Raw genomic sequence first — 12,746 nt, 5'->3', positions numbered from 1 at the left:
ATTATAAAAAGCATTTTGTTCACTTTTTAGATTATTGTAAAGAGAACTTAAGTAATTGTATTTTTTCTCATACATACAAGATTTCGGCTAAATCTTCCTCTTCAGGTAATAATGAAGAAATTTATCCTCTAGCAGATTTTATTGATTGCCAAAAATACGTGAAGAATATAGAAAAGCACTTCTTACAGGCTATAGAAGATCGAAGATACGCAGGTACATGGTTGTATGTTTCTCTTCATTTTACTAACGCTTGGCGCTCTCGGGATTTTCTGGAACTGCCTTTTATTAATATAAAATTAGCTGGTGATTTTTCTTTCGAATGGTTTAAAAATGGAAACAGATTAAATACTATACAAGCTCAAAAAATTATCAATCAATATGCTTCGCAAAGACTAGTTATTTCCAAAACTGGGGCTTTGAATCGTTTTTTAGTTAACTTTGATATGTTAATTCCAATTGCTACAATGATTGTCATTTGTGATTTACATAGACAAAGAGTAGACGATAGTAAATTAATAAACCTAGGTAATAGAAGAGGAGCAATTCATAAACTTTTTTTTGAGAATTACAAATTTAATTTTCAAAGTCGAAAAATGAATCGAAGTTTTATGACCCATCTATTTCATAAAGCTGTACAAAACTCAGAATATAAAGCAAGCGCATTAGCCCTACTTCAAAGAGCACGCTCTCATACTAATCAAGAATCTACTTCTATTTATATTCAAACAACAAACAAAGATGGACCTATCAGTAATGTCACAGAGCATTTATTTAATCGTGGTCACTTTGGGTATCTATACAATTTATTAATTCAAGCTATACAGATAAAAAAAGAGAATAATATTAGTTTAGATGAAGAAACGGCACGTATTTTAGAGATACAAAAAATCTTTCAGACCCCTTTAAGTTTTGAGGATTTCGGTTATTTTTTACAAACACAACATCAAGAACCCGAGTCCATGGCTCTTCAAATTCTTAGTATGCCTTTAAAGACATTAGAAGACAAGTTAGGAAAGTTATATAAAGACTTATCTCCTTCTCATACAGAACATATGCAATGTTTTAATTATCCTAATTGTATAACTCCAAATAGTTCTTCTTGCGTGGGATGTATATATTCGATTCCAAAAGTTTATTTATTAATTAGTATTCAAGAGGAAATTTCAAAAAGAATAATTGTTTTAAAAAGTGCAAACCTCATATCTGTAGCAGAGAGAGAGAAATCATGGATTTTAAGATTGCTTCAGCTATTACAAGAAGCTGTTGATACATTTGGCAAGGATTATATAAATTCTTTTGTTGACTTAAATACTTTGTTTCAAGAAATAAAGACAGCATTCATTCATTTTGATCATTATTTTATATCTAATTAGGTCTATATGATAACCCAGAGGTGTTGAAAAAGTGTTAAAAAATCTAGAAATATATAATAAAGAGTTTATATCTGATGTAGGAATAAAATCGTATATCGAATCTTTAAGTAAAGTCTTTTTCTCTCACGATAAACAAACTAAGTTTACTCAAATGTTTGATGAATTTAAAAAAACAGGTGTAATTATTAATGACAGATTCGAAGACACTATTTGGCTACTTGCTGATAAAGATCAGCGAATTACTAAAATTTCTTTCAATATATACTCTCTTCCTATATATAAAGAATCTCTACGTTACTACGTGCTATTAGAGTTAAAACAAGAGAATTCATTAAAAACTATACAGGGGAAAATACAATTTATAAAACAAGCAATTTTAGTAACTAAAGGCTTTGAAGATAGCCAGTGTTACTCCCAATTAGAATCTTTTCTCAACAATAAATCAGCAAGTGTAATTTTCAAATACGCTACATCGTTAGCAAAATACTTACTTTTTATTGGTTACGAGGAACAAGATGATTTAATCATTCTATGTAAACAATTCGCTTATGGTTATACGAACACCGTCAGAAATTTGCCTGATTTTAAGGATGTACTAACTTTCGATTGGATTATACGTGATTTCCAAAAAAATTGGACAGATACAGAAAAAGAAATTTATTTCCCTATTATTTTATGGTGGAATATTACATTGATCATTCCCATGCGGATAAAAGAATTCATTTTATTATCTAGAGAATGTGCACAAGAGAATAATGGAAAGTATACACTAACAGTTCCAAGAGCAAAAAAACAAGCAAGAAAAATACACAGTATAGATGTAACTGATACACTAACGATTAGTAAACGTATATATGATTTAATTCAAGAGTATATCTGTATTACAAATGAAAACTCAAATAATGAGTATCTATTATCTTATTATCATTACTGCAAATCTCAGCGATATCAAAAGACTCATGGTAATGCTTTTAAGAATAAGAAAGATAAAACTAGATTTGAAGAAGGACAACTATATACATTACTAAAAAATTTTTATGAGGAAATAGTTACGAAAAAGTATGGTCTATCGCTTCAATATATCAAACCTTTAGATACAAGGCATTTTGCTTTCTGTAATATGATGTTTCAAGGATTTAATATGCTTACTATAGCTAGGATAGGAGGACATAGTTCTTTAGATGCACAAATGCATTATTTTAATCATCTAGAATACTTTAGCCAATCATCGATTCAATATTTGTCAGATCAGTACAAGAAAATGCCGTATGTTTCTTTACAGACAGAAGGAATATCAAATGACGATAACATAAAAAAATTGTTTTCTAAATCTTTTCTTAATCAATTGTCAAAAGCGGATTTAAAAAAACTACCACGAATGGAACATGGTTATTGTCTTCATAATCCAAAGGATTGTCCCGTAGGAGATTGTAGATATTGTGAGTATTTTTTTATTCCTAACGATGAGTTTAATCTTGATTTATATAGATGGTTGAGTGACGAATCTGAAATATTATGGAGACGCATTAAAGAACAACTCCTTTTGTTTCAAACTATTACAAAAAATATGAATTACAACTTTATTACCTTGGAATATGATGAACTTTCACAAGCAGAATTAAACTATATCTCTCGGAACTTTAAAAAAATGCAGGAACAAAAAGCTAGAGTAGATGTACAGTTAGACGCAGTAGCAAACTCTTTATTTGGAGGTATAAACGATGAAGAATAAAGTAGGAAAACCAAAGAAGTATTCATTACAAGAGCTTCGACAACAGTTACTTAATTATGTTCAGAAACATCCCAATAAAGTTATATCTTATATAGATCTTGAAAGAGAAACCGGTATAAGTCGGAATACTTGGTCTCGGAATTTAAAAGACGATATTGCTAAATTAAATGAACCAATACCGTTCACAACTAAAATAGATTTTGATACAGGAATTCCCCTTCCTAATATTTTTGATATAGTTGAAAAAAATTATGATAATAAGCAAAAATTAATTTCTTCACTAACACATTTAAATGCATGTATTAATTCGCTATACGCGATTGCTAAAAAAGAGTGGACGTTTGAGTCAGAAAATGTTGAGTTTAAAATGAAAATAAAGGAATTAGAACAAACGTTACATGAAAAAGACTGTGAAATAAGAGAATTAAAACAACAGATAACTCATTATAGCCAAGCTTATCGTAATATTTGCGCCTCCTCTACATACGGAGAAACAGGGATGAAAAATGTTTTAGAATTTAAAACGGGTAGTAAAGAAAATGAAGAAAAAATATCAGCTGATTTATCGAAGCAATTTAAAATGTTTGATTTTGAATAATATTAATACGTTTCAATTTTACACTATATTGCTGATTAATGGAGTCAGTCGATGTAATGGCTCAACACAAAGTAAAGCCAAAAGTCCTTGAAACAGTGGATTCAAAATATATTCAGCAACATTTAGCTAATGAAAGAACTTATCTAGCGTGGTTACACCTGCAATTACTATTGCTGTTTTAGGGTTTCTTGTAGCTAACCTGCATTTAGCTGTTCGAAAAGAAGCTATCCTCATTAAATAACAAAATTCGAATTGGGATAGGATCCATTATTGCTGGAATAGGAATTGTTATATCAAAATTATATTATTTAACTCAATGTAAAGCTATTAATTGAAAAAAATCCAGCACATACAATATTAATTGTATGGTTATCCACCCTAGTTATTTTAGTTATTGCATCTTATTTTTTACTAATTATTTAATCAAAGGTGAATTTGAGTAGTAAGCTTAGAGCTAACTGCTCCTTTTTATGTGTTTAGAGTTAATAAAGTTATTTAATTTCGTAATAATAAATAAGAGCCTCACTACATTTGATGTGTAATGAGGCTTTTAAAAGTTGCTTAAAGCCAAATTAATCAAAAGAATTTTATTGCTTAAAAGGATAATAAAGTGGTTTAATTCTTATTGGTAAGACCCCTTATTCAGCTAACGCCTCCATTTTCTCAATAAAATAATTGATTACAATTAGGGTTGAAGAGCTTTTTGTAATGATTTTTTCATTGCGTCTACAAAGTTCTGACGTGTCTCTTCAGATAATTCTAATAAAGAAAGATAAGGATTTAAATCTTCTAATTCAACTAATAAAAGCTCCCCTTGTTCGCTTCGACAGGCATCAACTCGTTGAATCCCCCAGTCAAGATTATTCCATTCGATAAAATGTTTAGCAAAAGCTAAATCTTCTTCCGTAGCTACATACTCTTTCAATTCCCATCTTTTATCTTTATCTGGTGCATAAAGTGCGTATTGAAGTTCTTTATCGATAAAATAAAATGAGACTTCATATTCAAAATTGATAAATGGTTGTACTAATGTATTTTTCGATTCTGAATTAACTTTTTCACTCAGTTCATCTTTTGTAACAAATTTCATCCCGATAGAGTCCGCTCCATCTTTCGGCTTTACGATATACGTGTCTACATTAGGGAGTTTATTTAAGGAATCAAGAGTATCAATCGTTGGTATAACAGGAAAATGAGCATTTGTTAGTTCGATTAAATATTCTTTTCCGTTCATGTCAGCCTTTCCATTAAACGAGTTATATGTGTTTAAATGTTTAGAAACAATTCGGTTACGGAATGCTTCATATTTGTCTTTAAAATTGGCGACTGGACCTGCATTTCGGAAAACAATTAAATCAACGTTATCTTCAAATGCTTCAATATCTTCAGGATGACAGATGACCAAATTAAAGGTTTCTCTAAGTTTAGAAGTTAGAAATAAATCCTCTTCATAATAGTTTCTTCCTTTTGCTTCATAATATAAATCTGTTACAAATAATAGCGTCTTCATTACACCTTCACCTGCTTTTCTTAAATTTTTATTGTAAAAGTATTCTCTAAAAAACAAAAAATCCCGTCTCAGTAAGAGACGAGATTAAAACTCGCGGTACCACTCTTGTTTAGTAAAGTGTTTGAATAACACTTTACTACCCTTTACAAACGTACAATCATACGTTGTCCCTTGTAACGGAGGAAACCGATAAAGCTTACTAAACATTCGGCTTTACTTCTCAGAGATGATTTTCGGTTATTATCTGAACACTGGTTTTCAGCAAAACACCAGCTCTCTTTGGAACAGAAACAATAACGTACTCTTTCTCTTCATAGAATTTTATATAAAGTAAATTATTTTTCATGATTATATATTAGACAGAAAAGAAAATCAATGGAAATTAAAAGTATATTGAATTCCCTTAATCAATTAGACTGCCCCGTTTGTCCCATAAACGATTTTTAAATAACTTTATTATTTTTTCAACAACTTTATTATCCTCTAACATTATGTATATTTATAATGCATGCTTATATTTATTCCATGATTGCGTTCCATTGCCGTACCTATCAAAGAGTCATCTTTTAATCTTTTTTTATTCTCTTAATTTCCGATATAACGCAGTTTGACTTACACCTGTGATGGCGCAAATTTCTTTAATTGTTTTCTTTATTTATTGGTGTTGTTGTACATTTAATTTAGACAAGTAATCTCATGATATATGAATCCTATAGGATTCATTCACGTATTTGTCGAATATATTGGATTAGAAATAGAAATATAGTACCACTTGTTATTAAGTGTTAAAAATTTTATTAATAATGTATAAGAGGTGTAAAATGTTTGTCAATGCCTATATTGAAACAAAAAGATTAATTATTAAACCTTATCAAATATCTGATGCAAAATATTTATACAAGCTACAGAAACACCCTGAAATTAAGCGCTTTATGCCTTCGCCTGACTATTCACTAGAAGAAATACAAGATACTATTCTTTGGAGCATGGAAATGAATAAAAAGAACACTGTAAGTAATATTGTTAAATTCAATCTTTCTATTTTTGAAAAATCTTCTCAACAATATGTAGGTTATTGTGGATTAGGACCTTTAGATTTTGAACTTACATCCACAGAATTATATTATGCCGTGTCATATGATAAATGGGGAAAAGGTTATGCAACAGAAGCCGCATATGCACTTTTGCAATATGCATTTTTAAAATTAGGCTTAAACTGCATCGTCGCTGTTGTTTTCCCTAAGAATAAAGGATCTATTAAGGTAGTAGAGAAACTGGGATTTCAATTCAAAGAATGTATTCAAAATTTAGCTGAAGATTACCGGGAGTTTGAAGGTATGTGTTCTTTCTACGTAACCAAAGATATGTTTTTAAATAATGTACTAAAAGATATTTAAACAAACCTCGTTAAAATAAAAAGATGTCCTAGCACTATTATCTAGAACATTCTTTCATATTCACTAATTACATACATAACTATCTAAAGTTCTATATCCTATATAACTTTATTATTCTGGAGTAGTGTATTTTTGGTAGCATGATGGGAAAATGACTGTATCCCTATCATGCTACTATACAAATAAGGTTACCTATTGATAAATAGGGAATAAAATATCAAAGAAATTATTTACTCGGATGATATATATAGGACAAAGAGTGTGAAGAAGTTAAATAAAGAAAAATAATATATAGATGTCATAGAAAAATGGAGCGCCCTTATTTTACCTTTTCTTAAAGGGGGTATTTTTTGTACCGACATTTTTAGGCATGAAATGTCGGGTACCATTATCTATTATGTATTAAAGTAAATATTTGAAAGGAAGTAAACTTATGGATTGGCTAAAAAGAATGAATCATGCATTGGACTACATTGAGAATAGTTTGGATGAAGAAATAGATTACAAGAAGATTGCGAAGGCAGCTAATTGCTCTGAGTTTCATTTTTCAAGAATGTTTTCTTCAATCTCAGGTGTATCGCTTTCAGAATATATTAGACGAAGACGTTTAACACTTGCAGCATTCGAAATTCAAAAAAGTGACATTCGGATCATCGATGTAGCAATTAAATATGGTTACGTTTCTTCCGATGCCTTCTCACGTGCTTTTAAAAAAATGCATGGAATATCTCCTTCTAACGCTCGTAATAAAGGAGTACAGTTAAAAGCTTTTCCGAAGATTTCCTTCCAAATTTCTATTAAGGGAGGTACGGAGATGGATTACAGAATTGAAAACCTCGATTTTGAGTTGAGAATTGTAGGAAAGAGTAAACCAGTAAAAACAAGCAGCGCCTTTAAAAAAATCCCCACACTTTGGAACACCGCGAAGAAAGAAGGATTTATGCAAGAATTAATAGACATGTCATGGGAAAATCCAAAGTGCACGCTTGAAAGCCTTTTGGGCGTTTGTGGAAAAGAAGCTACCATAACAGATGAGGAGTTTTCTTACTTTATGGGGGTAAGATATGATGGGACAGTATCAGCTGATATGGAAACATTAATTATCCCTGCAAGTACATGGGCAGTTTTTCCGAATATAGCGGATGCATGGAAACGCTTATATTCGGAGTGGGTCCCAACTTCTGATTATGAGCTTGCAAATTTACCATGCATAGAATGTTATTATGGTCCAAAACATAAACCGAAACATGAACTTTGGGTCCCAGTTATACCCAAAAAAAGTACAAATAAATAAGAAGCTGTTTATGGAGTAATGAAAAAACACTCACAATACAAACGCTTAGAAATTTGAGCTTTTTATATTGTGAGTAAACAAGATTATGACCTGAAAACTTATGTTTCCGTTGTGCAAAATTTAGTTTTCTAACAAATACTTTGGAAGAGTGAAATATTGATGTAATTCTTCTTCAAATAACTGTGATTCACTTTGACTTAAAAGATTTATAAAAAACGTTACCTTTTCTAATTTAACTTGTTTAGGGGAAATGACGTTTTTACAATTGAGGAAGTTAATAATCTTAAGTTGAGATGCATGCAGCTGACCTCTATTGAATTGACTTCTAATCCAAAATTAAAACCAGTGATGTAACTTCACACTTAATCACTGGTTTTTAATCTTTATTAATCTAGTATCTTAATAGTTTAGAACTGGACTTGTTGGCATTCTTAAAAATAAATTAGGAATTATTAATAAATGTTTTTCTTTTTAAACTTCCATAATGATTGGAAGAAGCATTGGACGACGCCCGGTTTTGGAATATAAGAATGGATTCAATACGTCTACAAGTGTTTGTTTTATTTGTGCCCAATTTATTATCCCTTCATTTAGTAAATTACATATACAATCTTCTACAATCTCTTCTATTTTCTTCATGAGTTCTTCTGATCCACGCATATATACAAATCCTCTTGTAACAATCGCCGGCTGCGATACTAATCGCTTTTGTTTACAATCTAAATTCAGGCTTATAATAATGATTCCTTCTTCAGATAGAATTCTACGGTCACGTAAAACAATGTTTCCAATATCACCTATACCACTCCCGTCAACATACACAGCTTGAGAAGGAATGGTTTTACTGCTAATTCTAGCTTCTCCTTTGGAGATTTCTAATACTTGACCATTATCCATAACAAAGCAATTATCTATAGGCACACCACATTCTATAGCTAATTCTACATGCTTTTTTAACATACGATATTCCCCATGAATAGGCATGAAATATTTTGGCTTTAAAAGTGAGAGCATCAATTTTTGTTCTTCTTGTGCTCCATGGCCAGATGTATGAATATCACTTATTTTATGATGAATTACATTTGCACCTACTCGATATAGCTGATTAATCGTTCTATTAACGCTTAATACATTCCCTGGAATTGGAGAGGAAGAGAGTACAACTGTATCCCCAGGAATAATTTGAATTTGTCGGTGATTATTATACGCAATTCTTGATAAAGCTGCCATTGGTTCCCCTTGACTTCCTGTACATATAATAGTTACTTGATGACTTGGAATATGATTGAGTTCATGTACACCAACAAATAGGTCCTCTGGAGCTTGGATGTATCCTAAGTTTCTGCCTATTTGAATTGTTTTTTCCATACTTCTTCCTACAACTACAACTTTACGATTATACAAAATAGAAGCCTCTACAACTTGTTGTAGTCTGTGAACATTTGACGCAAAAGTTGCAAATAAGATACGTCCTTGTGCCTCTGAAAAGATTTCATTAACGGATTGTCCGACCTTTTTTTCTGACATGGAAAAACCAGGAACTTCACTATTTGTACTGTCAGATAGTAAACACAATACACCTTCTTTTCCAATTTCAGCAATTTTGTGTAGGTTCGCCTCTGTACCAACGGGTGTAAAATCGAATTTGAAATCACCAGTATGTACAACATTTCCGTTTGGAGTGGTTACTACTATACCAAATGCGTCAGGAATACTATGTGTTGTTCGGTAAAAACGTACTTTTGTGTGTTGAAATTCAACTTCTGTTTCATCCAATATATTTTTTATTTCAACATGGCGGATATTATGTTCTTCAAATTTACTCTTAATTAATGCTGCAGCTAGTTTCCCAGCATATATCGGTACTTGTATGCGTTTAAATAGAAAGGGAACCCCGCCAATGTGATCTTCATGTCCGTGTGTGATGAATAATCCTTTTATTTTGTCTTTATTTCTTTCTAGATACGTATAATCAGGTATAACATAATCAATACCTAATAGTTCAGATTCAGGAAATTTAAATCCAGCATCTACAATGATGATTTCATCTTCATACTCAATGACATACATATTTTTCCCAATTTCTCCAAGGCCACCTAAAGCAAAAATCTTTGTTTTTCCACTTTGTAGTGTTTTCATGTGCCAACTCCTTATATATTAAAATATTTCAAGCTTCCTTTATGATAAAAATTCCTGATTTTGAATAAGAAATTTCAAAATCAGGAATCATACAAAAAATATATTATTTTACAATCAGCACAGGGCATTGAACTCTTTTAGCTACTTTATGGCTCACACTACCAAGTACCATTTCTTGCAGCGCATTCAGTCCACGACTACCAAGTACTACTAATTCAAAATGACCTTTATTCGCATGTTCTACAATGGTTGGACCTGGTTCACCATGTAATATTTTAACTTCATAAGAAATACGATTTGCTTTTAATTTTTCCTCAATTGGTAAAAGTCTCTTACGACGGGTTAACTCTAATTCTTCTTTTCCTTGTGCATGAATAACTTCATTCTTTGCTTTTGCATAATCAACTACAAATACAATTTCAACTGTACATTCATTAGTTAAGGATGCAATTTTTATTGCTTCCTGTGTAGCACGTAAGGAATGTTCAGAACCATCTACAGCTAATAGGATTTTTTTATACATATTTTCCACTCCTAATTATCAATTAATGTGAAGAAGCTTTTCTATTTGGGTTATTATATACGGCTAATTTTTCTACAAGTTTCTTACTAGAAGAATTTAAGTTTGTAATGGTAACAATATTTTGATTTTCTTGGTACTTAATAATAACTTTGTCAATAGCTCCAACTGCCGAATCATCCCAAACATGGGTGTTCGAGAAGTCAATGACAATGCTTCTGTTTTTAACATTGAAATCAAATGATTCTACGAATCCTTCTACAGAGGCAAAGAACAATTGACCATCCACATCAAATATCATATTTGAGCCATCTTGTCGTTTTGTAACTTTTATCTTTGAGATTTTAGCAACAAAGAATATAGCACTTAGTAACACACCAGCAATTACACCTTTTGATAAATCATGTGTTGCAACGACAATAATAACTGTTACTAACATAACTGCTGCATCACTTTTAGGTGCTTTCACTAGATAAGAGAAGGAAGACCAATCAAATGTACCAATTGATACCATAATCATAATTCCTACAAGAACAGGCATTGGAATTTGTACAACTAGATCTCCTAATACGATAATGAGAAACATTAAAAACAATCCTGCAATTAGTGTAGACAATCTACCACGTCCACCAGATTTTACGTTGATTACCGATTGCCCAATCATTGCACAACCTGCCATACCACCAAAGAAACCATTGATAACATTGGCGATGCCTTGGCCTCTTGATTCTCGATTCTTATTGCTATCGGTTCCTGTCATATCATCTACAATGGATGCTGTTAGTAAAGACTCTAATAATCCTACAATTGCTAACGCAATTGAATAGGGAAAAATAATGCTTAATGTTTCAAATGTGAATGGAACGTCTGGAATAAAGAACGATGGTAATGATTTTGTAATCGATCCTAAATCACCAACAGTTCGTAAGTCCAAATGCATATAAATCGCAACAGCTGTTAATAATACAATCGCTATTAATGGAGCTGGAATTGATTTAATAAATCGCGGTACAATATAGACAATTGCTAATGTAATTGCTACAAATACATATGTCAGATTGGAAATGCCAATAAAATGTGGTACTTGAGCCATAAAAATTAAAATTGCTAACGCATTAACAAAACCAATCATGACAGCACGTGGGATAAATTTCATTAATCGTGCTACTTTACATACACCAAAAATAATTTGTATAACACCTGTTAAAATTGTTGCTGCTAATAAATAATTTAGCCCATGCTCTTTTACTAAAGGAACCATAAGTAATGCCATTGCACCGGTTGCCGCTGAAATCATTCCAGGACGACCCCCTACAAATGCAATAATAACTGCAATACAAAAGGATGCATATAATCCCACCATTGGATCTACACCTGCAATAATGGAAAATGCGATTGCCTCTGGAATTAATGCTAGTGCAACTACAATCCCCGCAAGGATATCAGCCCTAACATTTGAAAACCATTCTGTTTTTAATTTTTCTACCACTGTTTTATACACCTCATATCATTTATTTTGTGGCTTTTAAGTCTCATAAAAGCCGCGTTCACGATTTAATAAAAACAGTCTAACACTTATCGTCCCAAAAAGGAACCTTTTTGATACTGATTTTATAACTCCAAGTTATGGTATGATAAAAGAAACGTCTAAATTGTTAGGAGAGCATGTATGTTAATCGGATATATGAGGCCATATCAAGATGACTTGAAATGTGAAGAACAACTCAAAAGCTTAGAGAAATGTAATTGTACGATGATTATCTCAGAGGAACATTCATCGGCAAAAAAAAGAGTACAACTTAAAGATATGATAGATAACCTAAAACAAGATGATAAAATTGTTGTTACAAAACTGTTCACATTAGCGGATTCAACACGTCATCTTGTTGAGTTATTAGAAGTCATTGACAATAAAGGTGCTTACATTTACTTTGTTCAAGAAAATATTGATACGAGTCATACAAATGGATATCATTTTGGAAATATTGTAAAACATCTTGTGGATTTTCAAAGTGATGTAATTAGTGAAAAAACGAAGAAAGGCTTGTATGAAGCGAAACAAAAGGGAGTGACAGCAGGGCGTCCTAGAAAACCCGATGAGAATGTAAAGCGTGCTATTATTATGTATCAAAGTGGTAAGTACAGTCTGGCTCAAATAAAAGATGAAACGGGAATTAGTAAAT

General features: G+C 31.5%; 10 protein-coding genes, 1 pseudogene and 1 other annotated feature. Of the genes and pseudogenes, 7 read left to right on the top strand and 4 right to left on the bottom strand.

The features are described from left to right. The 4 genes and pseudogenes from MR079_RS25045 to MR079_RS25030 all read left to right on the top strand — a co-directional run. Window positions 1-1,373, top strand: a pseudogene (locus MR079_RS25045) (DNA-binding protein); the annotation flags it as partial. A gap of 31 nt (window positions 1,374-1,404) precedes the next feature. Then, window positions 1,405-3,105 carry a site-specific integrase gene (locus tag MR079_RS29390; RefSeq protein ID WP_242294838.1) on the top strand — a complete coding sequence of 567 codons (1,701 nt, stop codon included), beginning with the start codon at window positions 1,405-1,407 and terminating at the stop codon, window positions 3,103-3,105. After that, a complete protein-coding gene (locus MR079_RS25035) occupies window positions 3,095-3,703 on the top strand; it encodes a hypothetical protein (RefSeq protein ID WP_242294837.1) in 609 nt (202 codons plus the stop codon). Before MR079_RS29390 ends, MR079_RS25035 begins: the two co-directional genes overlap by 11 nt. A 38-nt stretch (window positions 3,704-3,741) precedes the next feature. Then, window positions 3,742-3,885 carry a DUF202 domain-containing protein gene (locus MR079_RS25030; RefSeq protein WP_313897266.1) on the top strand — a complete coding sequence of 48 codons (144 nt, stop codon included), beginning with the start codon at window positions 3,742-3,744 and terminating at the stop codon, window positions 3,883-3,885. A 503-nt stretch (window positions 3,886-4,388) separates the two neighbouring features. Here the strand turns inward: MR079_RS25030 and MR079_RS25025 are convergent. After that, window positions 4,389-5,213, bottom strand: coding sequence for an ATP-grasp domain-containing protein (locus tag MR079_RS25025; RefSeq protein WP_242294835.1), 825 nt, complete (start codon window positions 5,211-5,213; stop codon window positions 4,389-4,391). A gap of 71 nt (window positions 5,214-5,284) precedes the next feature. Further along, window positions 5,285-5,537: a binding site (T-box leader), on the bottom strand. Between the two features lie 497 nt (window positions 5,538-6,034). Here MR079_RS25025 and MR079_RS25020 point away from each other — a divergent pair. Together MR079_RS25020 and MR079_RS25015 are read left to right on the top strand one after the other, a co-directional pair. Then, complete coding sequence (locus MR079_RS25020; protein WP_242294834.1) at window positions 6,035-6,610, top strand: GNAT family N-acetyltransferase; 576 nt, start codon at window positions 6,035-6,037, stop codon at window positions 6,608-6,610. 433 nt (window positions 6,611-7,043) lie between these two features. Then, window positions 7,044-7,904 (top strand): AraC family transcriptional regulator, encoded by an 861-nt coding sequence (locus tag MR079_RS25015; protein WP_242294833.1) that lies wholly within the window; start codon window positions 7,044-7,046, stop codon window positions 7,902-7,904. 471 nt (window positions 7,905-8,375) lie between these two features. Here MR079_RS25015 and rnjA read toward each other — a convergent pair whose 3' ends face one another. From rnjA to MR079_RS25000, 3 genes are all read right to left on the bottom strand, one after another. Then, a complete protein-coding gene (rnjA, locus tag MR079_RS25010; RefSeq protein WP_242294832.1) occupies window positions 8,376-10,043 on the bottom strand; it encodes a ribonuclease J1 in 1,668 nt (555 codons plus the stop codon). A 103-nt stretch (window positions 10,044-10,146) separates the two neighbouring features. Next, window positions 10,147-10,566 (bottom strand): universal stress protein, encoded by a 420-nt coding sequence (locus tag MR079_RS25005; RefSeq protein WP_242294831.1) that lies wholly within the window; start codon window positions 10,564-10,566, stop codon window positions 10,147-10,149. A 22-nt stretch (window positions 10,567-10,588) separates the two neighbouring features. Then, on the bottom strand, window positions 10,589-12,052 hold the full coding sequence (locus tag MR079_RS25000) for a SulP family inorganic anion transporter (protein ID WP_242294830.1): 1,464 nt from the start codon (window positions 12,050-12,052) through the stop codon (window positions 10,589-10,591). 180 nt (window positions 12,053-12,232) lie between these two features. Between MR079_RS25000 and MR079_RS24995 the strand changes: the two genes are divergently transcribed. Next, window positions 12,233-12,746 (top strand): recombinase family protein (locus MR079_RS24995; RefSeq protein ID WP_242294829.1); only part of this gene is annotated, 514 nt, incomplete at its 3' end.

This window comes from Bacillus cereus group sp. BfR-BA-01381, from assembly GCF_022663555.1.
Lineage (GTDB): Bacteria > Bacillota > Bacilli > Bacillales > Bacillaceae_G > Bacillus_A > Bacillus_A pacificus.
This window is presented reverse-complemented; position numbering and strand designations above follow the sequence as displayed.

Excerpts from the sequence above, each read along its gene's own strand:
- MR079_RS25035 (WP_242294837.1), top strand. The coding sequence starts at position 3,095 with ATGAAGAATAAAGTAGGAAAACCAAAGAAGTATTCATTACAAGAGCTT.
- MR079_RS25030 (WP_313897266.1), top strand. The coding sequence starts at position 3,742 with ATGGAGTCAGTCGATGTAATGGCTCAACACAAAGTAAAGCCAAAAGTC.
- MR079_RS25020 (WP_242294834.1), top strand. The coding sequence starts at position 6,035 with ATGTTTGTCAATGCCTATATTGAAACAAAAAGATTAATTATTAAACCT.
- rnjA (WP_242294832.1), bottom strand. The coding sequence starts at position 10,043 with ATGAAAACACTACAAAGTGGAAAAACAAAGATTTTTGCTTTAGGTGGC.
- MR079_RS25025 (WP_242294835.1), bottom strand. The coding sequence starts at position 5,213 with ATGAAGACGCTATTATTTGTAACAGATTTATATTATGAAGCAAAAGGA.
- MR079_RS25005 (WP_242294831.1), bottom strand. The coding sequence starts at position 10,566 with ATGTATAAAAAAATCCTATTAGCTGTAGATGGTTCTGAACATTCCTTA.
- MR079_RS25015 (WP_242294833.1), top strand. The coding sequence starts at position 7,044 with ATGGATTGGCTAAAAAGAATGAATCATGCATTGGACTACATTGAGAAT.